The organism is Kerstersia gyiorum (genome assembly GCF_004216755.1).
GTDB classification, from domain to species: domain Bacteria; phylum Pseudomonadota; class Gammaproteobacteria; order Burkholderiales; family Burkholderiaceae_B; genus Kerstersia; species Kerstersia gyiorum.
This window is the reverse complement of the sequence record NZ_SGWZ01000001.1, coordinates 1,231,174-1,256,452: the sequence shown is the minus strand read 5'-3', so window position 1 is coordinate 1,256,452 and position 25,279 is coordinate 1,231,174. Positions and strand designations below refer to the sequence as shown.

23 protein-coding genes are annotated in these 25,279 nt (G+C 64.0%); 8 read left to right on the top strand and 15 right to left on the bottom strand.

Annotation, left to right across the window (positions count from 1 at the left end; translation table 11 throughout):
* Positions 1 to 19: 19 nt before the first annotated feature.
* The 4 genes from EV679_RS05590 to EV679_RS05575 form a co-directional block, all read right to left on the bottom strand.
* On the bottom strand, positions 20 to 1,066 hold the full coding sequence (locus EV679_RS05590) for an ABC transporter substrate-binding protein (protein WP_083969328.1): 1,047 nt from the start codon (positions 1,064 to 1,066) through the stop codon (positions 20 to 22).
* Positions 1,067 to 1,479: 413 nt separating this feature from the next.
* Positions 1,480 to 2,742, bottom strand: a complete 1,263-nt coding sequence (locus tag EV679_RS05585) for a class I SAM-dependent methyltransferase (protein ID WP_130486648.1) — start codon at positions 2,740 to 2,742, stop codon at positions 1,480 to 1,482.
* Positions 2,743 to 3,266: 524 nt separating this feature from the next.
* Positions 3,267 to 3,683 (bottom strand): 50S ribosomal protein L19, encoded by a 417-nt coding sequence (gene rplS / locus EV679_RS05580; RefSeq protein WP_068366423.1) that lies wholly within the window; start codon positions 3,681 to 3,683, stop codon positions 3,267 to 3,269.
* 170 nt (positions 3,684 to 3,853) lie between these two features.
* Complete coding sequence (locus EV679_RS05575) at positions 3,854 to 4,258, bottom strand: hypothetical protein (protein ID WP_130486647.1); 405 nt, start codon at positions 4,256 to 4,258, stop codon at positions 3,854 to 3,856.
* Between the two features lie 510 nt (positions 4,259 to 4,768).
* Between EV679_RS05575 and EV679_RS05570 the strand changes: the two genes are divergently transcribed.
* Positions 4,769 to 5,572 (top strand): alpha/beta hydrolase, encoded by an 804-nt coding sequence (locus tag EV679_RS05570; RefSeq protein WP_165389954.1) that lies wholly within the window; start codon positions 4,769 to 4,771, stop codon positions 5,570 to 5,572.
* Between the two features lie 19 nt (positions 5,573 to 5,591).
* On the opposite strand, the gene EV679_RS05565 is transcribed toward EV679_RS05570, so the two are convergent.
* Together EV679_RS05565 and EV679_RS05560 are read right to left on the bottom strand one after the other, a co-directional pair.
* Positions 5,592 to 6,452, bottom strand: a complete 861-nt coding sequence (locus EV679_RS05565; protein ID WP_207224891.1) for a M23 family metallopeptidase — start codon at positions 6,450 to 6,452, stop codon at positions 5,592 to 5,594.
* Positions 6,453 to 6,705: 253 nt separating this feature from the next.
* The gene (locus EV679_RS05560) at positions 6,706 to 7,353 is read right to left on the bottom strand and encodes a peroxiredoxin (RefSeq protein ID WP_068366433.1); all 648 of its coding nucleotides are present in this window, start codon (positions 7,351 to 7,353) and stop codon (positions 6,706 to 6,708) included.
* 276 nt (positions 7,354 to 7,629) lie between these two features.
* On the opposite strand from EV679_RS05560, the gene EV679_RS05555 reads away from it, so the two are divergent.
* The 6 genes from EV679_RS05555 (at position 7,630) to EV679_RS05530 (ending at position 14,096) form a co-directional block, all read left to right on the top strand.
* Positions 7,630 to 8,520 (top strand): AraC family transcriptional regulator, encoded by an 891-nt coding sequence (locus EV679_RS05555; protein WP_130486645.1) that lies wholly within the window; start codon positions 7,630 to 7,632, stop codon positions 8,518 to 8,520.
* Between the two features lie 141 nt (positions 8,521 to 8,661).
* Entirely contained in the window at positions 8,662 to 9,285 is a 624-nt protein-coding gene (locus EV679_RS05550; RefSeq protein ID WP_165389953.1) for an isochorismatase family protein, read from the top strand.
* A 4-nt stretch (positions 9,286 to 9,289) separates the two neighbouring features.
* Positions 9,290 to 10,525, top strand: a complete 1,236-nt coding sequence (locus EV679_RS05545; RefSeq protein ID WP_130486643.1) for an MFS transporter — start codon at positions 9,290 to 9,292, stop codon at positions 10,523 to 10,525.
* Positions 10,526 to 10,731: 206 nt separating this feature from the next.
* Positions 10,732 to 11,682, top strand: coding sequence for an ABC transporter permease (locus EV679_RS05540; protein WP_068367670.1), 951 nt, complete (start codon positions 10,732 to 10,734; stop codon positions 11,680 to 11,682).
* Positions 11,679 to 12,584 carry an ABC transporter permease gene (locus EV679_RS05535; RefSeq protein ID WP_130486642.1) on the top strand — a complete coding sequence of 302 codons (906 nt, stop codon included), beginning with the start codon at positions 11,679 to 11,681 and terminating at the stop codon, positions 12,582 to 12,584. The genes EV679_RS05540 and EV679_RS05535 overlap by 4 nt, the downstream gene beginning before the upstream one ends.
* 27 nt (positions 12,585 to 12,611) lie before the next feature.
* A complete protein-coding gene (locus EV679_RS05530; protein WP_130486641.1) occupies positions 12,612 to 14,096 on the top strand; it encodes an ABC transporter substrate-binding protein in 1,485 nt (494 codons plus the stop codon).
* A gap of 123 nt (positions 14,097 to 14,219) precedes the next feature.
* Here EV679_RS05530 and EV679_RS05525 read toward each other — a convergent pair whose 3' ends face one another.
* From EV679_RS05525 to EV679_RS05495, 7 genes are all read right to left on the bottom strand, one after another.
* Positions 14,220 to 16,220, bottom strand: a complete 2,001-nt coding sequence (locus EV679_RS05525; RefSeq protein WP_242611438.1) for a TonB-dependent copper receptor — start codon at positions 16,218 to 16,220, stop codon at positions 14,220 to 14,222.
* A 323-nt stretch (positions 16,221 to 16,543) separates the two neighbouring features.
* Entirely contained in the window at positions 16,544 to 17,029 is a 486-nt protein-coding gene (locus EV679_RS05520) for a hypothetical protein (protein ID WP_130486640.1), read from the bottom strand.
* 102 nt (positions 17,030 to 17,131) lie between these two features.
* Positions 17,132 to 17,854, bottom strand: coding sequence for a 3-deoxy-manno-octulosonate cytidylyltransferase (gene kdsB, locus EV679_RS05515; protein WP_130486639.1), 723 nt, complete (start codon positions 17,852 to 17,854; stop codon positions 17,132 to 17,134).
* Position 17,855: 1 nt separating this feature from the next.
* Positions 17,856 to 18,728, bottom strand: coding sequence for a 3-deoxy-8-phosphooctulonate synthase (kdsA, locus tag EV679_RS05510; protein ID WP_130486638.1), 873 nt, complete (start codon positions 18,726 to 18,728; stop codon positions 17,856 to 17,858).
* Positions 18,729 to 19,024: 296 nt separating this feature from the next.
* On the bottom strand, positions 19,025 to 19,954 hold the full coding sequence (locus EV679_RS05505; protein ID WP_130486637.1) for an electron transfer flavoprotein subunit alpha/FixB family protein: 930 nt from the start codon (positions 19,952 to 19,954) through the stop codon (positions 19,025 to 19,027).
* A gap of 2 nt (positions 19,955 to 19,956) precedes the next feature.
* On the bottom strand, positions 19,957 to 20,706 hold the full coding sequence (locus EV679_RS05500) for an electron transfer flavoprotein subunit beta/FixA family protein (RefSeq protein ID WP_130486636.1): 750 nt from the start codon (positions 20,704 to 20,706) through the stop codon (positions 19,957 to 19,959).
* Between the two features lie 170 nt (positions 20,707 to 20,876).
* Positions 20,877 to 21,803, bottom strand: a complete 927-nt coding sequence (locus EV679_RS05495) for a histone deacetylase family protein (protein ID WP_130486635.1) — start codon at positions 21,801 to 21,803, stop codon at positions 20,877 to 20,879.
* Positions 21,804 to 21,813: 10 nt separating this feature from the next.
* Between EV679_RS05495 and mltB the strand changes: the two genes are divergently transcribed.
* Positions 21,814 to 23,037: a lytic murein transglycosylase B gene (mltB, locus tag EV679_RS05490; protein ID WP_130486634.1), complete on the top strand. Its 1,224-nt coding sequence runs from the start codon at positions 21,814 to 21,816 to the stop codon at positions 23,035 to 23,037.
* 135 nt (positions 23,038 to 23,172) lie between these two features.
* Here the strand turns inward: mltB and cysM are convergent, their stop codons facing one another.
* Positions 23,173 to 24,078, bottom strand: coding sequence for a cysteine synthase CysM (gene cysM / locus EV679_RS05485; RefSeq protein ID WP_130486633.1), 906 nt, complete (start codon positions 24,076 to 24,078; stop codon positions 23,173 to 23,175).
* 309 nt (positions 24,079 to 24,387) lie between these two features.
* Positions 24,388 to 24,885 (bottom strand): ComEA family DNA-binding protein, encoded by a 498-nt coding sequence (locus tag EV679_RS05480; protein ID WP_130486632.1) that lies wholly within the window; start codon positions 24,883 to 24,885, stop codon positions 24,388 to 24,390.
* Positions 24,886 to 25,279 lie beyond the last annotated feature (394 nt).

Genomic DNA, 25,279 nt, shown 5'->3' with positions numbered 1-25,279 from the left:
GCGCGTGTTCAGGACTGGCTTAGAGCGCAGCCTGCACCCGTGTGGCCACGTCTTCGGGCACCCATTGCTTCCAGACATCGCCATGGTTCTTCAGGAACCATTGGGCCACGTCGCCAGCGTCATCGCCGGTTTCCTCGAGATGCGCCAGGGTGGCGTTCATCACCGGCAGCGGCACGGACATCTTGGTGAAGAATTCCGTCAAGACTGGCGCCTTCTCGGCAAACGCCACGTTCAAGCCGGTGAAGACCGGGTTTTCAGGATAGGCGCTGGGCTCGGGGTTGGCGCACTTGGGAGCCGTCAGGCACTCGTGCTTGGCCTTGTCGTAGGGCGGCAATTCCAGTTCCACGAGATCCATGGCACCGACCAGCGGGGTCGGCGACCAGTAGTAGAAAACGATGTCCTGCTTGCGCTTGTAGGCCGAGGTCAGTGCCGCCTTCTGTGCCGCACCGGTGCCCGGCGAGTACAACGTGAAGCTGTCTTCCAGGCCCAGCGCGCGGTACAGGTTGGAACTCACGACTTCGCAGCCCCAGCCAGCCGGGCAGCCATAGAATCGGCCCTTGCCCGGTTCCTCGGGGTCCGCGAATTTGTCCTTGAACTTCGGCAGATCAGCGGCCGACTTCAGCTCGGGATAGCGTTCGGCCGTATAGCGCGGGATGTACCAGGCCTCGCCACCCATGTACAGCTCACCCACGCGCTTGACCTTGCCGCCGCTTTCCGCCTTGGTCCAGGGTTCAGCCACGCTGTTGAGCCAGATTTCCGTATTCACATCGAGGTCGCCACGTTCCAGCGCCGCCAGCGCGGGCAAGGTTTCCGTAGGCAACACATCGGTCTTGCAGCCATATCCCTGCTCGAGGATAAAGCGCTGCACATCGACCAGCACCAGGTTGGACTCCCAGTTCATACCGCCGAAATTGACCGGGCGGCTGACTTCGCATTCAGGGGCCGATTGCGCCTGCGCGGTTCCGGCAATACCGGAAAGCGCCAGCAGAACGGCACCCGCCAGCAATGTGCTGCGCTGATTGCGCGCCACATTGCGAGCAGAATTGAAACGACGGGAAATACTCATGATTCGCCTCCTTAAGGGTCTTGGACGCGGTGTCGCCGACTAGAAGCAGCAACGCGCCATTTAGCAGATAAGGAAGGTGTGCGGAAGACGGGCAAGACCGCCAATACATACCGACATTTTGACGGGGAGCCAGGCAGAGGCTCTCCACAAGGGATCGTTTTTCGTTATGGAAAGCCAAAACGAATACAACGAAATTGACACCAAACTGAATGAAGAAGGGGGCATTTTAACCAAAAATGGCCGAAACCCCAAATAATCCAGGAAAACCCTGAGATGCAGACCGTCCCGCTGGCCCGGATTCCGGCAACAAAAAGGCCTGGAAACCGCGGGAGTTTCCAGGCCCGTCCAAGCCGGAGAAAAGCGCGTGAAAACACGCTTGCCCCCCGTCAGAAAATAGCCTTGCAGGCAGACGCTCAGGCCTCCCGGTAGATATCGTCGCGGCGCCACGGATAGGCCAGGTCTGCCGGATAATCCAGCTCGTCAGCCCGGCCCCGGCGGGGCTGGTGCTGGGCCACGACCTGATGCAAGGCAATCCAGCCGTTTTCGAAGCCTGCCGCACATCCCGCCAGGTACAGCCGGTAGGCACGCAACGAGCGCTGCCCCTGCTCGCCTGCCAGAATACTCGAGGCTTCATCCAGGCGCTGCTCCAGAGCGTCACTCCAGGCCCACAGCGTGCGTGCGTAATGGGGCCGCAGATTCTCGGTATCAAGCATTTCCAGCCCACCCGCCGACAGGCTTTCGATGACATGGCTGATGTGAGTCAGCTCGCCCCCCGGGAAGATGTACTTACCGATGAATTCACCCATGCCACCGCCAACTTCGGCGTTATACAAACCGCCAGCCGTGATGCCGTGATTCATCACCAGCCCGCCCGGGCGAATCAATTGTGCCAGGCGTTCGAAATACTTGCTCAGCTGCGCCCGGCCTACGTGCTCGAACATGCCGACCGAAGCAATCTTGTCGTAGGGGCGCGAGGTATCGAGCTTGCGGTAATCCAGCAATGACATCCGCACCCGGCTGCCCAACCCCTTTTCTTCGATCAGACGATTCACATAGGCATGCTGGTTGCGCGACAGCGTGATCCCTTCGGCTTCCACCCCATAGTGTTCGGCCGCCCACAGCAACAGGCCGCCCCAACCCGCACCCACATCCAAGAAACGTTCACCAGGCTGTAGGCGCAATTTGCGGCAGATAAGATCCAGCTTGGCTTCCTGGGCCTGCGCCAGCGTCATTTCAGGCTTGGCGTAGTAGGCGCAGGAATAGACGCGGCGCGGATCGAGCCAGAGGCCATAGAAATCGTCCGACAGGTCATAGTGGAACTCGATTTGCTTGGCGTCTCGTTCGATGGAGTGGCGCCAGACTGACAGCAGGCGGCGCACCAGATCCGTAAACAGGCCGCCGCGCGCCGCCTCGACCGGCGAGCCGGGCAGCAACTCTGCCGCTGCCGCCATGATGTCGCGCATACTGCCCTGGATATCCACCCGGCCTTCGACATAGTCCTGCCCCAGGATACCGATGTCGCCAGACACCAGGCGCGCCAGGACAGCCTTGTCATTGATAGTAAGCACTACCTTGGGGTCAGACGCCCCCAGTTTCTCGCCGCCCGGCATATTGACCTGCACCGGCGTGGCAAGATTTTCCAGAATCGAACTGACTTTGGACAACAGTGGATTCACCAATATCTCCCAAGCTGAATGATCCCAGCCGCAATGGCGGCACACCATTGTGAGGCACTCCAGCCTGATGGCGGGACTGTCTCCGCAGCCATTCAGGGAAGCATAAACCTCATAAACCACCGTGCTCGACCTCGCCATCAACCGCAAGGTTCCGCATTGGCGTTTGGTCACGGCCGGAGGAACATGCCCGATCCGGCCATGAAGCCGAGCGAGTATCCAAGCCTGTGATCAGACTGTTATAAACGTTATGAGCAGTACTTGGCAAACCACTTGATCAGCGATCCTTCGGTTTTTTAGAAAATAAAAGACAAAGCTGAAACAATTGGACATCCACCGGAAATCCAGCCGCCTTGCCACAAGGCGGCTGGCCGTGAGCACCATTTTTCTTATGACGATTGCCCCGCCTGTCTTTGGCAGACGAGGGGTAGAAAGCAGCACAACAGCGGGAGCTGACACCGCACCAGGCAAAGAAAAACGGCCTGGAGAGGTTTCCCTCTCCAGGCCGTTCAAACCAGTTGCCGGTATTATTCGGCAGCTGCTTGGGCTTGGGCTTGCGCTTGAGCCTGGCGCTTGTTGCTGCGCACCAGCTTTTCCTTGATGCGAGCCGACTTGCCGGAACGCTCACGCAGGTAGTACAGCTTGGCACGGCGAACGTCGCCACGGCGCTTGATTTCGATCGAGGCAATTTGCGGCGAGTACAGTTGGAACGTACGTTCCACAGCTTCACCGGACGAGATCTTGCGCACGATGAAAGCGGAGTTCAGGCCACGATTGCGCTTGGCGATCACGACGCCTTCGTAAGCCTGGACGCGCTTGCGCGTGCCTTCAACCACGTTGACGTTGACCACGACGGTGTCGCCAGGGGCGAAATCAGGAAATACCTTGCCAGCCGACAGGCGGGCAATTTCTTCCTGCTCGATGATTTCAATGATGTTGGCCATTTAGGGCTCCAGAACCATCATGCTCGGGGATGTTATAGGAACAGAACTGCTGAACCCCGGCAGAGGATGCGTTGAAAAACCAGCTATTCTACACCAGATTCAGCCACTTACGCTGGTTTCCTGCCTCCGCCGTTGCATGGCCGCCAAGATTGAAAACCAGGCAGTCGCCCTCAAAAGCCGGCATAGTGCCCCAGCCACATGAACCCGGGGATCAAGGCGGCCCACATGCCCAGCAGCACGACGTCCACGCATTTCTGCCGGAAGCTCACCGTTCCAGCGACGCCACGGAACGCCTGGGTTCCCCCCATGGACACGGCGGCGGCCAGCTCTTCTGCCGCCACCGCCCTGTCGACGGGCGCGCAGACGGCGGCCGGGGCCACGACGACGACACCGGACGGCTGGCCCGCCGCAACCTGGCGGTCAGCAGGTGCAACGGGAGCCGTCGTGGCAACGGGACGCACCGCTGCCGCCTGGCGGGCGACAGGACGGCGGTTTGCGCCGCCGCTACTGCTCACGCCCCCGGACAAGGGGAACGCGATAGAATCGAATTGGGAAACAAGTGCTGAACTGGACATGGGATCGCTCCGGCAAGGAAACTGGCTTGAGGTCGTGCCAACGGAATGTTGTTGTCACGATGCCCGTGAACGCTTTTCGTGGACACGGTTACGCCTGGACCCCCTGTTGCAGCCTTGGGGGGCTTGCAAGCCCTGGCGCCGCAACTGCCCTGTGATCGGTAATCGGTGATCTGTACCTACCTGGCAATTGAGCAAATCCGGCCTGCTGATTGATACTGTATAAAAACACAGTATTTTCTGCAAGCGTTTTTGCGCGCCGGTGCGGTAGCAATGCAACACCTGGCTGCCATTTGGCAGGCAGCACCCGCCAGGCCAGCAGCGGCCAACCGCCGGCCCGCCAACCGACGCTGTTCCCGACTGCCCTTAGCCGCCCCATCCGAACCTTCGCCTGCCATGCCGCCTAGCCCCCCAGCTTCATCCGCCCCTGCCTCCCGGCCAAATGTCCCGGTCGCAAGCGGCCTGCCCGCGCAATGGGAAGCCGCCACGCTGTCCGCGGCATTGCAATTTGAAATGCGTTCTGCACATACTGGCCGGCAGTACCGCATCCTGATCGGCCTGCCTGGCGAACCTGCGCCGGCGACGGGCTATCCCACGCTCTGGATGCTGGATGGCAGCGCCAGCTTTCCACTGGCCAGCGCATCCCTGGGACGCGCCGTCCGCCATGTACCGGAAGCGCGCCGGCCCGCGCCGCCAGCCATGCCTGCCGGCCTGACCATTGCAGTCGCCCATGCCGGAGCCTGCAACTTCGACGTAGACGCCAGGGCCTGCGACTACACCCCTGAGCCGGATGGTGCGCCGGGCGACCTGCTGTCGCCGGCATTCGGCGGCGCCGCCGCGTTCCGCCGCTTCCTGGTGGAAGAATTGCGGCCGCTGATTGCCGCCCGGTTTCCCCTGGATGCCTCGCGCCACACGCTGTTCGGTTTTTCCTATGGCGGGCTGTTCACCGTCGATACGCTATGCACGGCCCCCGCGCACTTCCAGCGTTACTGGGCCGCCAGCCCTTCCCTCTGGTTCAGCGATGCCCTGCCCATGCGCAGGCTGCGCAAATCCGCACGCCTGCCGGCCGGCCAAGTGGCGCGCATCATGCTGACGGTCGGACGCGAAGAACAGTTTCCTGCGGCCGCGCTGCCCCCGGAGCGCCTGGCGCACCTGGAACGGCGCGCCATGGTCGGCCATGTCAGCGAAGCTGCCGCACTGCTGGCCACTGCAAACCCCGGCGTTACCGTGCAAAGCATCATCGCGGCCGATCACGATCATTTCGACATGCTGATGCATGGCGCGCGCCGCGCCATTGCATTTGCCTTTGGCGACTGAGCCCGGCCGCCAGCCGCCATCAGCGCTGGCGCTCCAGCACCAGCTGCGGGTCCACCCTGACCCCGAACCAGTTCATGCCCCAGTGCAGGTGCGGGCCGGTGGAACGGCCGGTGGAACCAACCGCACCTATCACTTCGCCCTGCTGCACGCGTTGCCCGACCTTGACGTCCAGGCGTGACAGATGCAGGAAATTCGAGCTGACGCCATGGCCATGATCCAGCAGAATCGTGCCGCCCGTCAGGTACAGATCCGGATCGGCGAAGGTCACGATGCCGGCTGCCGGCGCCTTGACCGGCGTCCCGCTGGGCACGGCGATATCCATGCCCGAGTGCGGTGAACCCGGTTTGCCGTTGTAGACGCGCGCACGGCCAAAGCGGCCGCTGATACGGCCTTGCACCGGCCAGATGAAAATCTGGGCAAAATCGGCGCGCTCATCGTCTCGTTCCCTCGCCGCCACGACCCGCTCCTGCTCTTCACGTATGCGGCGCGCCAACGCAGGCGGCGGCTCCACGGTGGAAGGCGGCACGCCGTTGACGTGTTGCAGCGGCCAATCACGTGGCTCGACGCGAATCTGCGCTTGCTGGACGGAGCCGTCCGGCAGGGTGATGGACACCTGTGCGGGGCCGCGCTCATCGCGGCCTATGCCGAATACCACCGAACCATAGGGCGTCACCCGCAATTGCCGTCCACCATACTGCACCAGGCTGCCAGGCGGCACACGGCCGATCACCAGGGCGCCCTGCTGCACCGCAGCCGGAAAGACAACCCGCCGGTCATCCGGCTGCGCCAGGACCGGCAGGGCCACGCCCCACGCAGGCAGCATCAGCGCGGCCGCTACCAGGCGACGGCGCGCAGACAGGTGATCTGACATACCGGACATTCATCTCTCCTCTGATTCCATTCAAACAGCAGCTTGTGCAGCGCATGCGCTGCATCACGCAGGTTACCCCGCGCCAGGCCCGCTGGGCCAGCACGGCACGGCGGCGCTGCAAGAAAAAGCAAAGGCCGCATCAGCCTGTCAGCCGGCACGGTGCCCCAAAAGAAAACGGCCTGCCCGATAAGGGGCAGGCCGTTGATTTCCTGAAAGGAGAAATCACTGCACGACAACAATCACTGCATTACCCAAAAAAGCATCAGTCCTTGTTCGGCTGCGGCGTCAGGCGCAGGTAGGGACGGACGGCCTTGTAGCCCTTGGGGAATTTCTGCTTGATGACTTCCTCATCCTTCAGCGAGGGCACGATCACCACGTCGTCGCCATCCTGCCAGTTCACCGGCGTGGCAACGCTGTAGTTGTCCGTCAGTTGCAGCGAGTCGATCACGCGCAGGATTTCGTTGAAGTTGCGGCCGGTGCTGGCAGGGTAGGTCAGCGTCAGGCGCACTTTCTTGTTCGGGTCGATGATGAACACGGAACGCACCGTCAGCGTGGAGTTCGCATTCGGGTGGATCATGTCATACAGGGTGGAAACCTTACGGTCCTCATCAGCCAGGATGGGGAAATTCACCGTGGTGTCCTGTGTATCATTGATGTCGTCGATCCAGCGGCCATGGGAATCCACGCCATCAACCGACAGGGCCAGCACCTTCACGTTGCGCTTGGCGAATTCGTCCGCCAGCTTGGCGGTATAACCCAGCTCGGTCGTGCAGATCGGCGTGAAATCGGCAGGGTGGGAGAAAAGCACACCCCATTGATCGCCCAGGTAATCGTAGAAACGGATGCGGCCGATGGAGGAATCCTGCTCGAAATCAGGGGCAATATCGCCCAGCCTCAAAGTATTGCTCATGAATAACCTCTTGCGATGATGGCGATGCCTGCGGCAGAAACGGCGGCATCACGGAAGTGATGGATTGATTTTCACACCGGCATCCCAGTTGGGGAAATAAGTTTTTCATATAACTTTATGCTATTTCGATCTGGTTTATCCAAATATTGAAATATGGACCGGCGCAGCCTGCCCGTCCGCCCACGGCACCTGCCCGAGGCTGGGCGCAAGCGCAAACCCCGATGGCAAGACAGCCCGGTATCGCTTGAAATACTTTCTTTTGCATGAGGTTTCCGCATGCCGACCGCCGCCTCATTCCATGACCTGATCGCCGCCAACGCCGCCTACCGCCTGGAAACCCAGACAGCGCGCCCGGACGCCGGCGCGCGCCTGACGACCTGCCGCTTCGTCGCCCACGACCTGCAAAGCCCGGCCTTGCCCGAGCTGGTGATGCTGGCTTCCCATGAATACCAGTTGTCCACCGCCATGGTAGACCTGGGCTGGGGCTACCATGATCACTTCAGCAGCGCGCCGCACCCGGTGCATGTCATTCCCCCTGATACCGCGTTCCGCTGGGTCAAGGATGGCGCAGCGCGCGTGACCTTCCTGTCGATAGACAAACAAAGCGTCTTCGACTACTTCGAGCAGCTGGAAGTCGGCAACGCGGAGCACGGCCTGTGGATGCTGGCGCAAAAGGGCTTTGCCAACCCCTTCCTGTATGCCAGCATCATCGCGTTTGCCGAACAGGCCGGACGCAACGGCTGCCCCCGGCTGCTGGCCGACAGTTATTGCGTCACCATTCTCAACGCGCTGGCACAGCAATGGCGCCGCCACGACGAACGCGGGGCCGGGCGCCAGGCACCGCGCCTGAACGCCAGGGCGCTCAAGCAGGCGCTGGAAGTACTGGAACAGCGTCTGGCCGAGGATTTTTCACTCGACAGCCTGGCCCAGGCCTGCGGCATGACCAAATTCCACTTTACCCGCTGCTTCAAGGCGTCTACCGGCGTCTCTCCCTATCACTACCTGCTGCAGCGCCGCGTGGCGCGCGCCAAGCAATTGCTGGGCGCCACGAACTGGCCGCTGGAACGCATCGCGGCCAGCGTCGGGTACCAGGACCCGGACAGCCTGGCGCGCCTGTTCCGCCGCCATGAAGGCATGAGCCCGGCCGCCTGGCGCCGCCTGAACTGAAGGCCGAGGCTCGCGCTCAGGCCCGTGGTCAGGCACAAAGCGCGCAATATCGTCGGGAATAGCGCAATTTCCGCCGGGCGGCCCGTCCAACGCGGCCCATACACTCCTTCGGACAATTCACTGATGTTCCGGAGGAGACAAATGCGTACCGAGAATTCCCTGCGTTGGCCCATCATTCCCAGCCGCTCGATGCTGCTGGTCATCGACATGCAGAATGACTTCGTCCGGGCCGGAGCCGTCATGGAAGTGGCCGCCGCGCGCGAACGGCTGCCCGCAATGCAGTCCGTGCTGGACTGCTGCCGCCGCCACGACGTGCCGGTCGCCTACACCCGTCACGTGCTGTATGACGGCTTCGACATTTCCCCCATCGAAACCCAGATGCATCCACAGCTGACAGGCAGAGGCTTGCGCGAAGGCACCTCCGGCGCGGAAGTCGTGGAAGAACTCGCGCCCCGGCCCGGCGACGCCATTATCGTGAAGCACCGCTACGATGCTTTCTACAACACCAATCTCGAAACGCTGATCCGCACCCTGCGCGGCAACGCCACCATCGACACTCTGATCATCATCGGGACCGTCACCAGCGTCTGCTGCGAATCAACCGCCCGCAGCGCCTTCATGCGCGACTTCAAGGTTGCTTTCGTCGGCGACGCCACCGGCGGCTTTGACGACGCGTCGCAACAGGCCACACAGGCCGCCATCGAATCCGCCTTCGGGCAGGTGCTCTCCGCCGAGGCTCTGGCGCGGGCGCTGGCCAGGGGGTAGCAAGATGAAAAATGCTCATTTCGACACACGCTATGAGTGGCAATCCGTATCGCTGCTGGCACTGGGTTTCGGCTTGATCGGGCTGGACCGCTGGCTGCTGGCACCGCTGTTTCCCTTCATGATGAAAGACCTCGGTCTGGGCTACCAGGACCTGGGCAACCTGATCGGGGCGCTAGGCATCGCCTGGGGCGTGTCCGCCATTCTGATGGGTCGCCTGGCCGATCAAATCGGAAGACGCAAGGTACTGGTGATTTCCACCATCGTCTTTTCCCTGCTGTCCAGCATCTCTGGCCTGGCCGGCGGCTTGACCAGCCTGCTGCTGATCCGCGTTGCCATGGGCATCTCCGAGGGTGCGTTCTGCCCCGCGAGCGTCGCAGCAGCCGGGGAAGCTTCGCATCCGCGCCGCAGAGGGCTCAACCAGGGCCTGCAACAAAGCGCCTTCGCCCTGTTCGGGCTGGGTTTCGCCCCCATCATCGCCACCCAGTTGCTGGTCATCATGCCGTCCTGGCGTTATGTCTTCCTGGTTTCAGCGCTGCCTGGCCTGCTGGTTGCCTGGGGACTGTATCGCGTGATCCGCGAACCCGGTGCGCGGACAAACATACCGGCGGCGCCCACGGCCAAGCCTTCCCCTGCCCCGGTACGCTGGTCCGACCTGCTGCGCTCACGGAATGTCGTGCTTGCCATGCTGGGCATTCTCTGCGCCATGACCGGCATCTTCGTGATCGGTGCCATGATGCCCAGCTATCTGATCGACTATCTGCACCTCAATGGCACGCAGATGGGCTGGATCGTGTCAGCCGTGGGTTTCGGCGGGTTCCTGGGTGAATTCCTGGTACCCGGAGCGTCCGACCTCATCGGCCGGCGGCTTGCCGCCGTACTGGCCTTTATCGGCGGCGCCATGGCCCTGCTGGTCTTCACCCGGATCGGCGCCACACCGTGGCAACTGTTTGCCGCATTGTTCGTGGTGTCCTTCTTCTGCCTGGGACTGCTGGCGCTGTTCACCGGCCCGGTGGCCATGGAAGCCGCGCCGCCGGGCCTGGTCGCCGCTGCCATCGGTGCGGTCTGCGGCGTCGGTGAAATTTTCGGCGGCGGCTTTGCGCCCGCCATCGCAGGCCACATCGCCCAGCAATACGGTATCGAATACACCCTGTACTTCGCCTTCGGCGGTATTGCGGCCGGCGCGCTGATCAGCCTGTTCCTGGCGGAATCTGCGCCGCGCAAGCTGCGCCAGGCCGGCTGACGGCCGATCAGCGACTGCGGCCGGCACCGGAGCGGGCCGGCCGCCATCCAACACCCCGCTCGCTCGAAAGGGTATATTGCGCTTTTCCGTCCAAGGATGGCGATAGTGAGCTTCTCCCGGCCCTGTTTTCCCGCTAGCCCGGCACCGCGCAGCAGCGCGGGCGGCATGGCGGCGCCGTGGACGCCCGCGGCCATCTGATCCGCCTCATGCAACATTATCTGGCGCGACGGGCGGCAGGCCTGCTGGCCACGCTGGCTGTCGCCACCCTGCTGATTTTCCTGGCGCTGGAGGTACTGCCCGGCAACGCCGCCCAGATGCGCCTGGGGCCTGACGCGCCGCCCGAGGCCGTGGCCGCCCTGAGCACTCATCTCGGTCTGGACCTGCCCGCCTGGCAACGTTACCTGCAATGGCTGTCGGGCCTGGCCACCGGCAACCTCGGGGAAAGCCATGCCTATGGCGTGCCCGTTGCCAGCCTGATCACCGAGCGCATGGCGCTGACATTGCCGCTGTCGCTGGCCGCCATGGCCCTGACCATTCTGCTGGCCCTGGCCGCAGGCATCTACGCCGCGCTGCGCCATGGCCGCAGTGGCGACCTGCTGGTCATGGGCATCTGCCAGCTGGGCCTGGCCGTCCCAGGATTCTGGCTGGGCATTCTGCTGATCATCATCTTTGCCGTACAGCTGCAATGGTTCCAGGCCGGTGGCTTCCCTGGCTGGCAGGACGCCCCCCTGGCCTCGCTGCAAGCCCTGGTGCTGCCCGCCATCGCGCTGGCGCTGGTACAGGCCGCCGTCCTGGCCCGCATCACCCGTGCCGCGGTGCTGGATGTGCTGCGCGAAGACTATGTACGCACCGCCATGGCCAAAGGCCTGCCCCGCCGCCAGGTGGTCGCCCGCCATGTGCTGCGCAATGCCCTGATTCCCATCCTGACCATCGCCGGCCTGCAATTCGCCCACCTGCTGGCCGGCGCCATCGTGATCGAAAATGTTTTCAATCTGCCCGGCCTGGGCCGCCTGATCCTGCAGTCCATCGCCAACCGGGATCTGGTAGTCGTGCGCAACGCCGTCCTGTTCCTGGCGCTCATGGTCATTTGTGTCAATTTCCTGGCAGACCTGGCCTGCGGCCTGGCCGACCCGCGCAGGCGGAGGGCCAGCACATGACAGACCATCGCCTGCTTGCCACGGTCCTCCCCCCCCGGCGGCGCCAACGCGGGCTGGCCGGCCGGCTGCTGGGCCAGCCCCGTTTCGTCGCCGGCGCGGTGCTGGTCGTGCTGTTCGTCGGCATTGCGCTGCTCGCTGAAATCTGGACGCCCTGGCCGGTCGAAGGCATTTTCATGAAGCATCGGCTGCTGCCCCCTTCGCTGGAACACTGGCTGGGCACGGACCCGCTGGGGCGCGATATCGCTTCCCTGCTCATGGCCGGCGCCGCCAGCAGCCTGCTGGCAGGCGCCATTTCCGTCTCCCTGGGGCTGCTGGCGGGTGCGCTGCTGGGGCTGCTGGCCGCCATGCGCGGCGGCTGGCTGGATGAAATCATCATGCGGGCAGCAGACTTCAGCTTTGCCTTTCCCGCCATCCTGCTGGCCACAATCCTGGCCGCCGCATCGGAAAGCGGCCCCGGGCTGGACATCGCCATCCTTGCCATCGCCCTGGCCATGATCCCGACGTTCACTCGGGTCACGCGTGCCTCGGCCGGTGTCATATGGCAAATGGAATATATCGCCGCCGCACGCGCCGCCGGACGCAGCGAATGGCATATCGCGCTGCGCCACGTGCTGCCCAATCTGGCTTCGCCGTTGATTGTCCAGGCCACGCTGCAATTTTCCATTGCCATCCTGGCCGAATCCGCGCTTTCATATCTGGGGCTGGGCGTGCAGCCGCCTGCGCCATCCTGGGGCAGAATGCTGAGTGAAGCGCAGTCGATGATATTCACGGCGCCGGAACTCGCGTTCTATCCCGGCGCCGCCATTGTGCTGGCCGTAATGGGGCTGAACCTGCTGGGTGACGGCCTGCGCGACGCGCTGGACCCACGGCTGGCGCCTGTGCGACGCCGTCCCCTGGCATGACAAAACAAGAAACCGGAGAGACTTGAAATGCTATGCAAACTGCTGCTGGGTTGTGTCCTGGGCACCCTGGGTTCGATCCCGGCACTCGCGCTATCCGCCCCGGAACGCCTGACCATAGGCATGACGCTGGAACCCCCTGCGCTGGACCCGACTGCCAACGCGGCGGAAACCATTGCCGACGTCACGCTCTACAACATCTACGAAACCCTGACGAAAATCCAGGAAGACGGCAGCGTGACGCCGCTGCTCGCCGAAAGCTGGACAGTCTCCGATGACGGCCGGACCTACACGTTCCGGCTGCGCGATGGCGTGCGCTTCCATAATGGCGCAGCCATGGATGCGCAGACAGTACGCTATGCCTTTGAACGCGCTGGTGCTGAGAACAGCACCAACAAGGACAGGCGCCATTTTTCGCAGTGGCAGATCGACACCCCGGACCCGCTGACCGTACAAATCACCCTGCCGCAGGCCGACCCCGATCTGCCCTTCCGCCTGGGCATGATGACCGCCGCCATCGTCGAACCCGGCAGCGCCGGCACCAATGCCACCCAGCCTACGGGCACCGGCCCGTACCAGCTGGCGGGATGGCAACGCGGCAGCCGCCTGCAACTGAAGAAGTGGCCGGATTACCGCAATGCTTCCCAGGTTGCCCTGGACGAAGTGACGATACGCTTCATCAGCGACCCGGCCGCGCAGGCCGCCGCCCTGCTGGCCGGCGATATCGACGCCTTCCCGCGCATCCAGGCTTCGCGTAGCCTGCCCCGGCTGCAGCAGGATTCCCGCTTCGACATCGTGGTCGGCGGTTCCAGAGCCAAAACCATGATGGCTATCAACCAGCGCCGCGCGCCGCTTGATGACGTACGCGTGCGCCGCGCCATTCTTGCCGCCATCGACCGCGATGCCGTCATCGAAGGCGCAGCTGACGGCTACGGCCTGCCTATCGGCAGCTTCTATACGCCGGGCACGCCCGGCTACGTCGATACGACAGGTATCAATCCCTATGATCCCGCCAAGGCCAGGGCTCTCCTGCAGGAAGCCGGTGTCGCGCAGCCCTTGCGCCTGGACCTGCTGCTGCCCCCGCCGCCCTACGCACGCCAGGGGGGGGAAATCATCGCCGCCCTGCTGGCCCAGGCTGGCATCCAGGTCCGCATCAAGAACGTCGAATGGGCGCAGTGGCTGGCCAATGTCTACGGCGGCGCACACGATTACGACCTCACCATCGTGTCGCATGTCGAGCCGCTGGACCTCGGGAATTTTGCCAACCCGGACTACTACACCGGCTACGATTCTGCGGCCTTCCAGCAGATTTACCAGGACACGCGTTCGGCCGCCGACGAGAACCAGCGCCTGAGCGCCCTGCAGGCCGCGCAACGCCAACTGGCCGAGGATGCCGCCGCCGCCTTCCTGTACCAACCGCAATGGATCAGCATCGCCCGCAAGGGACTGAGCGGCATGCGCAAGGATGTGCCGGTTTTCATTACCGACTTTGCCACCTGGCGCTGGCAGGACTGAAGCTCCCGGCACAGGCGACAGCGCCGCCCGCCAACGCCATGAACAAGACAGGCCCGTGCGCAAAAACGCGCCGGGCCTGTTTTCTTTAGGGCGGGCCGGATCGGCCCGCCCGTAGCCTTGGCATCAGAACTTCATGCCCAACCGGGCCCAGACGGTACGGCCGGGTTCGTTGATGGCCGTCGTGCCGGAATAGCCCCAGGCGCCGTTGCCGGCCATGTTCAGGTGCTCGTGATAGGTCTTGTCCAGTAGGTTGTCGATACCGACATTCAGCTGCCAGCGCTTGTCGATGGCATAGCCGCCATTGAGCGACAGCACGCCGTAGCCGGGCGTCGCGCCGAAATCCTTGCTGGCGACGTTGCCCAGGCCGTCGGAATAACGGTTCTGGCTGGCCACCAGGCGCCATAGCGCCCCGAACGACCACGTACCATCGTCATAGCTGGCGCTCAGGCGCACTTCCAGCGGCGGTTGCTGCGGCAAGGCGCCGCCACCACTCATGCGACCCCAGGCATAGGCCAGGCTGGCTTCCGTGCGCCAGGCGGACGTCCAGTTGTAGCCCGCGCCCAGCTCGCCGCCCAGCGTGCGGGCATTGATGTTCTCCGCCCTGCTGGAGGCACCGTGGCCGCCGCCCATGGCATGCACGTTGTAATCGAACAGGATGTAATCCGTCACATGACCGGCATAGGCGGAAATCCAGGCATCGAAATTGTCGCCATGGTAATCGGCACCGATATCCAGTTGCGTGGTCTTTTCCGGCTTGATGGCGGAGAAAGCGTTCACGCTACCCGCCGGGCCCATCTTCGGCGAAAACAGTTCCCAATAATCAGGCATGCGCTGCACGTGGCCCAAACCGACATACCAGCTGACCGGCAGGCTGGACAGGTCCGCCTCATAGCGGGCAAATGCCGAAGGCAGGGTCTTGCTGCGCTTGTCGCCATAGGTCGGCGACGCCGTGCGGTAATCCTTAACTTCCGCACGGTCGATGCGCAGGCCGGTGATAACGCGGCGTTCGTCGGCCAGTTCCCAGCGCAACTCGCCAAACACGCCGATATTGTCGAAAGCGGCATCCTTGACGCGAAACTGAGTCCGGTAGTCTATCCAAGTGCCATCCTGCTCCTTACCACCTTTTCGCGCACGATGCGTGTCATGCCGAACGTCAATGCCTCCCGTCAACTTCAGGGCATCAGCCAAGCGGAAGGTTCCAGCAATGCGCCCACCGTTTGTACTGCGATCGACGTTGCTAGCCATCGGTCTAGGCATCATCATATTAGCGGGATCCGGATCACGCAGCTTGTAGTTGTCCATCACGTGGTCGGCGTAGTTGTGATAGACCCGCGCCTCGACCTTTTCCAGCCACGGCGTGATGTTTTCCTTCTCGAAACGAAAGCCTATGCTTTCGCGCTTGAAGCGGGTGCCATCCATGCCGCGCCCAGCCGAGCGCGCTTCGCCATCGCCTACACCGGCGGTCAATTCATACAGGGTGTCCGTATCCGGCGTCAGGCCCACGGCCAGGTCCACGTTCCATTTGTCCCAGCGCGACGGAACCTCGTCACCATTGCCGTCTTTGTAGTTCTGGGAATGCGAATGGTTGGCCGCCACACGGGCATAGATGTGCTCATTGCCGGCGATCAGGTCGGCATTCTGGTCGTTGCGCCCCCAGGACCCGCCCACCACGCTGCCCTCGAAGCGCACCGGCGCATCTTCCTCGGTGAAAACCGGCTTGCTGCGCTCGAAACGCACCGTGCCAGCCGAGGCGCCCGGCCCCCACAATACGGTCTGCGGCCCCTTGACCACAATCAGTTCGTCGAAGTTTTCCGGCGCGATATAGGACACCGGCGTATCCATGCGGCTGGGGCATGCCCCCAGCATCGTGGTGTCATCGACCAGGATGTTCAGGCGCGAACCGAACATGCCGCGCAGCACGGGATCGGCATTGGCGCCACCGCTGCGCACGGCCGTGAAGCCGGGAATGGTCTTGAGGTAGTCGGCGCCATCGGCAGCCGGCAGCGGCTGGCGCGGAATCTTGGGATCGGTCTCGATCACCAGCGGTGAGCTGGGCGGCAGGGCCGTGATCACGACCGGTGCCAAGCGGCCGCCATCGGCCACTTTGTCGGCCTGCGCCACCATCGGCAAGGCTGCCGCCAGCGCGGCGCACAATACATGCAGGGCCAGGCCAGCCTGGCCATGGGAGGCGGTCTTTGCTGCCCCAGTGGGAGAAACGGAAAATGTGGAAAGCTGCGCCTGGGCGCGGATCATTGCTGACATTGAAAACCTTTCATGGTCTGTCACGCACGGCAGCGCGAACGCCTGCCCTGCGGAACACACAAGCGGTATTCCGCACGGGCTGCGGGACGCAAGCCATGCGTAGAAAATTCAACTTTTGGGAAGTCCTGCCGGCGGCGGCCAGGCAACGGGCGGCCCGGCAACGCGGAACGGCAGACTGGACAGGACTATGAAAGGAGAGGTGGCGCCTGGGAACCCACGGGCGGGCCGCATACGGGCCCATAGGCAATGCGGGCGGGAAGCTGGCGCGGCAGCGGGCGCACCATGGCGGGCACCAGCGCCAGCACAGGCGGCCACCAGAGTGCAGGTGCCACTGCCTGGGACAACATGATGCCCGTCGGGCAATCCACGCTGATATGTTCGACTTCGGCGCCCTTGCCATCGCGGGACTGGAGATGGTGTTCACCACCGCCATGACTGCCGTGGTGGCCATGTGCGCCACCGGCCGCGTCGGGCTGCGGCGCATCCACCGGCCAGCGCCATCCCGTCGCCGGGCACGGCATCAGGGCGTAATGGCCCGCGCGCGCGGCGGCAGGGTCGACCATGTAGCCATTGGGGATGATGGCCCGCAGCCACATCAGCACCAGCAGCAACAGCATGACGCCCAGGCGTTCCAGCGGCAATGCCGATACCCGTCGCGATGACCGGCCCATTGCCTTGCACGCCCCGCCCCGCCGGGACACCCGGCGAGCATGCGGAGGCGCAGCGGCAATGCCGCCAGCCCTGGCGTCGGTCATCGGCAGGCGCAACAAGACTTACCCCGCCATCAGCGCCCGGACGCGCTCCAGGCCTTCGGGCGTATCCACCCCCGGCCCGACGGCCTCGACCTGCCAGGCACGGATGCGCAGGCCAGCCGCCAGCAGGCGCAACTGTTCGAGCTGCTCGGCGCGCTCCATGACAGGACGCGGCAGGCGCGCGTAATCGCGCAGCACATCATGCCGATAGGCATAGATGCCGATATGCTTCAGGTAGGTCACCTCAGTGTCCGCATCCCGTACATAGGGAATGCGGGCGCGGCTGAAATACAGCGCGTCGCCGTTGTCCGCCAGAACCACCTTGACCTGGTTCGGGTCCTCGGCGTCCTGCACACTGATCGGATGGCACAGCGTGGCGACGGCAATGGCCGGATCGGCGCGCATGCCTTCAGCCAGAATCTCAATGTCGCCGGGCCGGATCATGGGTTCATCGCCCTGCACATTGATGTAGACCTCGGCCGGCAGCTTGGCCATGACTTCCGCCAGGCGGTCGGTACCGGAAGGATGGTCGTCACGCGTCATGACCGCCTGGCCGCCAAAGCCGCGCACGGCATCGAAAATACGCGCATCGTCCGTCGCCACCACGACATGATCGACCCCACGCGCCTGACTGGCGCGCTCGTAGACATGCTGCACCATGGGCTTGCCATGGATATCCAGCAGCGGCTTGCCCGGCAGGCGGGACGACGCGTAGCGCGCCGGAATGACGATGGCGATACGCATGTCAGGCTCCGGCAATGTTCAGGGGTGCAAACCCTTTCACCAGATCATCCAGCGCCTTGAGCTGGGCCAGGAAGGGTTCGAGCTGGTCCAGCGGCAACGCGCTGGGGCCATCGCACTTGGCTTGTGCAGGGTCCGGATGTGCTTCCAGGAACAGGCCCGCCAGCCCGACCGCCATGCCCGCACGCGCCAGGTCAGCCACCTGTTCGCGGCGGCCGCCGGATGCGGCGCCCATGGGGTCGCGCTGCTGCAGCGCATGAGTCACGTCGAAAATCTGCGGCAGGTTGTTCGTCACTTTCTTCATGACGCCAAAACCGAGCATGTCGACCACCAGATTATCGTAGCCAAAACAACTGCCGCGTTCGCAAACCAGCAAGCGCTGGTTGCCTGCCTCATGGAATTTTTCCACGATGTTCGCCATCTGCGTCGGGCTGAGGAACTGCGGCTTCTTGATGTTGACCACCCGGCCCGTCCGGGCCAGCGCCACGACCAGGTCGGTCTGGCGCGCCAGGAAGGCGGGCAATTGCAGGACGTCGATCACCTCGGCGGCCACCGCAGCCTGCTCGGGCTCATGCACGTCCGTCAGCACCGGCACGCCGAAGCGTTCCTTGACCCCGCGGAATATCTCCAGGCCTTCGTGCAGGCCGGGTCCGCGGAACGAATGGATGGAAGAACGGTTGGCCTTGTCGAACGAGGCCTTGAACACATAGGGAATGCCGAGCTTGGCAGTCACTGCCTGGTAGGCCTCGCAGGCCCGGAATGCCAGGTCGCGCGACTCCAGCACATTGATGCCGCCGAACAGTACGAAGGGCCTGTCATTGGAGCAAACCATTCCAGGGATGATTTCAACGGCGATCGGGGGCGTGGTAGCGGTCATGATAGTCGCGCAAGAGTCATATTCGGCAAGCCGAGATGATACCTGAGAGCGCCAGCTGCCCCCAAGCATCCCCCCTGCAACAGGCATGGAATCCTGCCATCTGCTTGCGGCAGGCTGCCAGGCAAGCGCGGCCGCAACACCTGCCGTCACACCAGCCTGCGCCACGCCCGGCACCAGGCGCGGGCGGAAAAAAGCCCCAGGGCCGCCGATGACGGCAAGCCCTGGGGCCACGGGAAGCAGGCCTGGCCTGCCTCCTGTCTGCCGGCCGGGGCACCCGGCACGGCAGACGGAAAACATCAGAGCGCTGCGGTCAGCGCAGGCACGGCCTGGAACAGATCCGCTTCGATCCCGTAGTCAGCCACGCCGAAGATCGGTGCTTCCGGGTCCTTGTTGATCGCCACGATCACCTTGGAATCCTTCATGCCGGCCAGGTGCTGGATGGCGCCGGAGATACCGACCGCGACATAGAGCTGCGGCGCGACGATCTTGCCGGTCTGCCCGACCTGCCAGTCATTCGGCGCATAGCCCGCATCGACAGCGGCACGCGAGGCACCCAGCGCTGCACCGAGCTTGTCGGCCAGCGGTTCGAGCAGCTTGAAATTCTCGGCGCTGCCCAGGCCACGGCCACCAGACACGACGACTGTGGCAGCCGTCAGTTCCGGGCGTTCGCTGGCAGCCACTTCACGGCTCACGAACTGCGACAGGCCGCTGTCGGCAACTGCAGCCACGGTTTCGACGGCAGCGCTGCCGCCATCCGCAGGCGCGGCATCAAATGCCGTGGTACGCACGGTCAGCACCTTGACGGGGTCGGCCGATTGCACCGTGGCAATCGCATTGCCGGCGTATATCGGGCGCTGGAACGTATCGGCGGATTCGACCGCGATGATGTCCGACACCTGGGCCACATCCAGCCGCGCCGCCACGCGCGGCGCCACGTTCTTGCCTGACGCCGTCGCCGGAAACAAGATGTGGCTGTAGCCGCCGGCCACCGCCAGCACCTGTTCCGACAGATTTTCAGCCAGGCCATCGGCCAGTTGCGGCGCATCGGCCAGCAACACTTTGGAGACACCAGCCACCTTGGCCGCCTGCGCAGCCACTTCCGCCGCCTGGGAGCCCGCCACCAGCACGTGTACATCGCCGCCGATGGCAGCTGCCGCCGCCACGGTATTCAGGGTCGCGCCCTTCAGCTGGGCGTTGTCGTGTTCAGCAATTACCAGGATAGCCATCTTCAAACCACCTTCGCTTCATTCTTGAGTTTATCGACCAGCGCGGCCACATCCGGCACCTTGATGCCTGCCTTGCGCGGCGCGGGTTCGGAGACCTTCAACGTCTTCAGGCGCGGCGTGGGGTCCACGCCCAGTGCGTCGGGCGTCACGGTTTCCAGCGGCTTTTTCTTGGCCTTCATGATGTTGGGCAAGGTCACGAAGCGCGGCTCGTTGAGGCGCAGATCGGTCGTGATGATGGCCGGCAGCTTGACGGAAACGGTTTCCAGCCCGCCGTCGACCTCACGGGTAACGATGGCGCGCTCGCCGTCGATTTCCACCTTGCTTGCGAAAGTCGCCTGGCTCCAACCCAGCAGCGCCGCGAGCGCCTGGCCGGTCTGGTTGGCGTCGTCGTCGATGGCCTGCTTGCCCAGCAGCACCAATTGCGGCGCTTCCTTGTCCACCACGGCCTTGAGCAGCTTGGCCACGGCCAGCGGCTGCAGTTCGACGTCGGTCTGCACCAGCACGCCACGGTCGGCACCGATGGCCAACGCCGTGCGCAGCGTATCCTGGCACTGGGCCACGCCGCACGATACCGCGACGACTTCCGTCGCCGTTCCCTTTTCTTTCAGCCTGATGGCCTCTTCGACGGCGATTTCGTCGAAGGGATTCATCGACATCTTGACGTTGGCGATATCGACGTCCGACTGGTCGGACTTCACGCGTACTTTGACGTTGTAGTCAACGACACGCTTGACGGGTACGAGAACCTTCATCCAGCAATCTCCAAAAAATCAAAACGGGCAGGCTTCCCCGCGCAGCATGCCGGCCCCATTGCCGGCGTCCTTCATTTACGACACGGCGGACGCGCCGATACTCTGCGTTTGCAGCCCGCCATGCGGGAAACGCGCCACACCTGGGCCTGTCAGGCCCAAACCTTGCGATTCTACAGCTTCGACAACGCACGTACGTGCGCCACCACGCTGCGCCCCAGCGAGGACAACTCGTAGCCGCCTTCCAGCATACTGACGATGCGGCCCTGCGCATACCTGTCGGCCACGTCAACCAGCACGCGGGTCAGCCAGGCGAAGTCCGCTTCCGTCAGCTTCATGCCCCCCATGTCATCTTCACGATGGGCATCGAATCCGGCTGAGATCAGCAGCAACTGCGGCCTGTGGGCCTCAAGGCGCGGCAACCATTGTGTTTCAACCAGTTCCCGCACCGCGTCGCCCCCGCTACAGGGAGGCAGCGGCACGTTGCACATATTGGGCGCCTGCGGCGCCTCGCCACGGTGAGGAAACAGGGCTTCCTGATAGAACCCGCACATCAGCACGCGCCCGTCGCCCGCGAACATGGCCTCGGTGCCATTGCCGTGGTGCACATCGAAATCAATGATCGCCACGCGTTCCAGGCCATGCGCATCCAGCGCATGGCGGGCGGCCACGGCGATATTGTTGAAGAAACAGAAGCCCATGGCCTGGTCCGGCAAGGCATGATGCCCCGGCGGACGCACGGCGCAAAAGGCCACATGGCTTTCGTCGCCCCCCATCACCGCGTCGACGGCGGCGATGCCAGCGCCGGCAGCATGGCGAGCAGCGTTGAAGGTGTAGGGATTGATCTGCGTATCCTGGTCCAGGCGCACATAGCCTTCGGACGGAGTGATGTCGCGCAGCCGGGCGATATATGCCGGATCATGCACGCTCGCCAGCGCCTCGTCGCTGGCGGGCCCCGCCTGCATTTCCCGCAGGCAGGTCATCAGCCCACTGGCCAGCAACTGGTCGGAAACCGCACCCAGCCTCTGCGGGCATTCGGGATGATACGGCCCCATCTCATGCAGCCAGCCTGAGGGGTGGGTAATATATAGTGTCTCCATAAGGTTCATTATGTTCGCCACCTCGCGTTTCCCGCAACTGGGATTTCTTGCCATGATGCTTGCGGGCTGCGCCAATACGGCCAGCTCCATCGCCAGCGCCCCCGCCACCGGCCTCGCGCCGCAAGCCTTCCAGGCCGCCCGCATCACCGCGGACGGCATTCAGCCGCTTCCCCTGCGTCCGGCCGACACGGTTGCGCCGCCCGCCCCGGCGGCCGTGCCCGCACCTGCTGCCAGACCGCTCGCCGCCCCTGGCCCGCTACCTGATTTTCCCAGCACCCCTGGCGGCTTCTCTCCCGAAACCGGGACTGCCTTCGCCCACGCCGCCGCCAGCTCGCGCGGCCTGCCTGCCGAATGGGCCGAAAGCGCCATGGCCGAAGCGCAATACCATCCGCAAGTGGCGCGCCTGATGGCCCCCACGCGTGGCGGCAAGCCAGTCGTGCGCAGCTGGACTACCTACCGTGGACGTTTCGTCGAACCCATCCGCATCCGCAAGGGACGCGCCTTCATGGAGGAAAACCGGGCTGCGCTGCAACGCGCTGAAACGGAATACGGCGTTCCCGGACACGTCATCGCCGCCATCATCGGCGTCGAAACCCTCTATGGAGAACAGACTGGCGGTTTCCGCGTGCTGGACGCACTGGCCACGCTGGCCTTCGCCTACCCCGACCCGAACCGGCCAGAACGCGCCAACATGTTCCAGGAACAACTGGCCGATTTCCTGCTCTGGACCTATCAATCGGGCCAGGACCCGGCTGCCCCGCGCGGCTCCTTTGCCGGCGCCATGGGCATGCCGCAGTTCATGCCGACCAGCATCCTCAAATTCGCGGTGGACGGTGATGGCGATGGCCAGGTCGACCTGCAGAACAACAGCACCGACGCTATCCTGTCCGTGGCCAATTTCCTGCGCCAGCACGGCTGGGTGCCTGGACTGCCCGTGTTCGCGCCGGCACGACTGAGCCAGCAGGCACAGACGCTGGCGGATGGCGGCCTGGTGCCGCGCCAGGATTGGCAAGCGCTGCAACTGGCAGGCGCCAGTCTGGCGCCGGGTGCATCCACCCAGGCCGCCTGGCTGCAGCACCCGCTGGGAGTCATAGACTTGAAGGATGAAGCCCGCGGCGTCACCGAGTTCCGTACCGCAACGCCGAACTTCTTCGCGCTGACGCAATACAACCGAAGCTATTTCTACGCGACTGCCGTGAGCGACCTGTCGCAGGCGCTGCTGAAGCAACCCTGAATGCGCCCAGGCAGGTTTTCTGCACCTGCCGCCTGCCACTCGGCGGCCGACGGCAGGCCTGAAGGTCTGAAGGCCGTGCGGGAACCCGCCATGTGCGAGGTGTGTCAGGGCCTGCCCGGCACACCTGCCGGCGTGTCAGTTGAACACGCCGGTGGACAGGTAGCGGTCGCCCCGGTCACAGACGATGAACACGATCGTCGCGTTCTCGACCCTTTCGGCAACCCGCAGCGCAGCAATCAATGCACCGGCAGATGAAATGCCGGCAAAAATGCCTTCCTCGGCAGCCAACCGGCGTGCCATGGTTTCTGCCGCAGACTGCTCGATGAGTTCAAATTCATCGACGCGATCCGCCTGGTAGATGGCAGGCAGATAGGCTTCCGGCCATTTGCGTATGCCGGCGATCTGCGAACCGGGCGCCGGTTGCGCACCTACCACGCGTATCCCTGGATTCTGGCTCTTCAGGTAGGTCGAGACCCCCATGATGGTGCCAGTAGTGCCCATCGCACTGACGAAATGGCTCACCTGCCCGTCGGTCTGGCGCCAGATTTCCGGACCGGTCGTGTCGATATGCGCCCGCGGATTGTCCGGGTTTGCAAACTGGTCCAGCACCTTGCCCTTGCCTTCCCTCTGCATGGACTGCGCCAGGTCGCGTGCATATTCCATCCCGCCCTGGTCTGCCGGCGTCAGGATCAGCTCCGCCCCGTAGGCGGTCATCGCCGCGCGCCGCTCCACCGTCAGGTTGTCGGGCATGATCAGGATCATGCGGTAGCCCTTCATGGCTGCCGCCATCGCCAGGGCAATGCCGGTATTGCCGCTGGTGGCCTCGATCAGGGTATCGCCAGGATGGATATCCCCACGCGCCTCGGCATGGCGGATCATGGACAGTGCCGGACGATCCTTGACCGAACCAGCGGGATTGTTACCTTCCAGCTTGGCCAGCAGCACATTGCCGCGCGCAGCGATGGCATCACCGGGAATGCGCTGCAGCCTGACCAGCGGGGTATTGCCAACGGTTTCTTCAATCGTAGGGTAGTTCTTCATAAGCCACCGGAAATCACGAGCCTGCGCCCTCGGAACAGGCACGGCGCACCACCGGGCCAGACACCTGCTGACAGGGTGCGTCATGCGGCGCAAAGCGCCAGGGCATCCGCGTAGAAAAAACAGCCATCATACGCCTATCGCCCCAGGCGCACGCAAGCGCCCCCTTCACAACAGGCTTCAGCGCGACCGCCGCCCCCCTCCTGGCGGCCCCGAGCAACCCAGGCACCCCCTGGTGATCCTCCTCGACACCGACACCCGCCCTTCTGCCCCCCCCCTCTGCTCCCTACAGCTCCCTACAGCTCCCTACAGCTACCTGCCGCTACCTGCCGCAACGCCGCTGCCCGCAGCGCCGGTTGGTTGCCCATGGACCTCCAGCCCGCCCGCCTGCATGGCCCTGGCCCGCTTGGGACCTATTCCCCGCACCCGGTCCGCCAGATCGGACAAGGACTCGTAAGCACCGCCACGCTCACGCTCTCGAACGATCAGCAACGCGGTTTTCGGCCCGATGCCGCGCACCGAAATCAGCTCCGCCACGGTCGCAGAATTCGCATCCACAGCGCCAGCGGCGAAACTTGCGCATGCACCGGAAACCGCCAGCGCCGTCCAGGCCAGGCCACGGCGCCACGCCGTGGCCTGCTTGCCTGGTTGTTGGGCGGCCGGCGCAGGCCGCAGCCGGCCCCCAACCACCTGCCCGGCATCCGACCCTGGCCGGCCCGTGGCCCTGCTGCAACATGCCGGCACCCGGGCTGCATCCGGTTTATCCCGCAATGTTCGCCATGCCAGTGCAGGCGCAAGAAATGGGTTCATATCCTCTCCGTCAAGGTTGCCGTCTCGTGCCGGGGCAGGATTGCCCCCAGCGCCAAGCGCCATTGGCCCGCGCAAGCCCGGCCAGGGCGCAGCGCAGGCTGGAAACATCGGCCTGCGTCAGAGCACATCATGCACCGCCGCAGCTCGCCGGCGACAGCCCTGCGGCACGGGTTTGGTCATGGGGAAAAACCGGCGTGCAAGCCGTTGGCCCCATGCCCATGACACAATGTCCACGCCATTGCGCCCAACAATGGTTATCATGTATGAACTACGGGATGGCGGCCTCATGACACCTGCGCAGCGTGCCAGTTACCGCCTTCGCCGCGAGATTACCTAGCTACCCATCCTCGTGTGCTACCTCCGCCGGCAATGGTTCGTCCGTTGCGCGGGGTTC

Excerpts from the sequence above, each read along its gene's own strand:
- EV679_RS05570 (WP_165389954.1), top strand. The coding sequence starts at position 4,769 with ATGCGTTCTGCACATACTGGCCGGCAGTACCGCATCCTGATCGGCCTG.
- EV679_RS05550 (WP_165389953.1), top strand. The coding sequence starts at position 8,662 with ATGCGTACCGAGAATTCCCTGCGTTGGCCCATCATTCCCAGCCGCTCG.
- EV679_RS05480 (WP_130486632.1), bottom strand. The coding sequence starts at position 24,885 with ATGAACCCATTTCTTGCGCCTGCACTGGCATGGCGAACATTGCGGGAT.
- EV679_RS05495 (WP_130486635.1), bottom strand. The coding sequence starts at position 21,803 with ATGGAGACACTATATATTACCCACCCCTCAGGCTGGCTGCATGAGATG.
- EV679_RS05530 (WP_130486641.1), top strand. The coding sequence starts at position 12,612 with ATGCTATGCAAACTGCTGCTGGGTTGTGTCCTGGGCACCCTGGGTTCG.
- EV679_RS05590 (WP_083969328.1), bottom strand. The coding sequence starts at position 1,066 with ATGAGTATTTCCCGTCGTTTCAATTCTGCTCGCAATGTGGCGCGCAAT.
- EV679_RS05575 (WP_130486647.1), bottom strand. The coding sequence starts at position 4,258 with ATGTCCAGTTCAGCACTTGTTTCCCAATTCGATTCTATCGCGTTCCCC.
- EV679_RS05565 (WP_207224891.1), bottom strand. The coding sequence starts at position 6,452 with ATGTCCGGTATGTCAGATCACCTGTCTGCGCGCCGTCGCCTGGTAGCG.
- mltB (WP_130486634.1), top strand. The coding sequence starts at position 21,814 with ATGTTCGCCACCTCGCGTTTCCCGCAACTGGGATTTCTTGCCATGATG.
- EV679_RS05525 (WP_242611438.1), bottom strand. The coding sequence starts at position 16,220 with ATGGTGGCGCAGGCCGACAAAGTGGCCGATGGCGGCCGCTTGGCACCG.
- rplS (WP_068366423.1), bottom strand. The coding sequence starts at position 3,683 with ATGGCCAACATCATTGAAATCATCGAGCAGGAAGAAATTGCCCGCCTG.
- EV679_RS05535 (WP_130486642.1), top strand. The coding sequence starts at position 11,679 with ATGACAGACCATCGCCTGCTTGCCACGGTCCTCCCCCCCCGGCGGCGC.
- EV679_RS05545 (WP_130486643.1), top strand. The coding sequence starts at position 9,290 with ATGAAAAATGCTCATTTCGACACACGCTATGAGTGGCAATCCGTATCG.
- kdsA (WP_130486638.1), bottom strand. The coding sequence starts at position 18,728 with ATGACCGCTACCACGCCCCCGATCGCCGTTGAAATCATCCCTGGAATG.
- EV679_RS05500 (WP_130486636.1), bottom strand. The coding sequence starts at position 20,706 with ATGAAGGTTCTCGTACCCGTCAAGCGTGTCGTTGACTACAACGTCAAA.
- EV679_RS05505 (WP_130486637.1), bottom strand. The coding sequence starts at position 19,954 with ATGGCTATCCTGGTAATTGCTGAACACGACAACGCCCAGCTGAAGGGC.
- EV679_RS05540 (WP_068367670.1), top strand. The coding sequence starts at position 10,732 with ATGCAACATTATCTGGCGCGACGGGCGGCAGGCCTGCTGGCCACGCTG.
- cysM (WP_130486633.1), bottom strand. The coding sequence starts at position 24,078 with ATGAAGAACTACCCTACGATTGAAGAAACCGTTGGCAATACCCCGCTG.
- EV679_RS05555 (WP_130486645.1), top strand. The coding sequence starts at position 7,630 with ATGCCGACCGCCGCCTCATTCCATGACCTGATCGCCGCCAACGCCGCC.
- EV679_RS05560 (WP_068366433.1), bottom strand. The coding sequence starts at position 7,353 with ATGAGCAATACTTTGAGGCTGGGCGATATTGCCCCTGATTTCGAGCAG.
- EV679_RS05520 (WP_130486640.1), bottom strand. The coding sequence starts at position 17,029 with ATGGGCCGGTCATCGCGACGGGTATCGGCATTGCCGCTGGAACGCCTG.
- kdsB (WP_130486639.1), bottom strand. The coding sequence starts at position 17,854 with ATGCGTATCGCCATCGTCATTCCGGCGCGCTACGCGTCGTCCCGCCTG.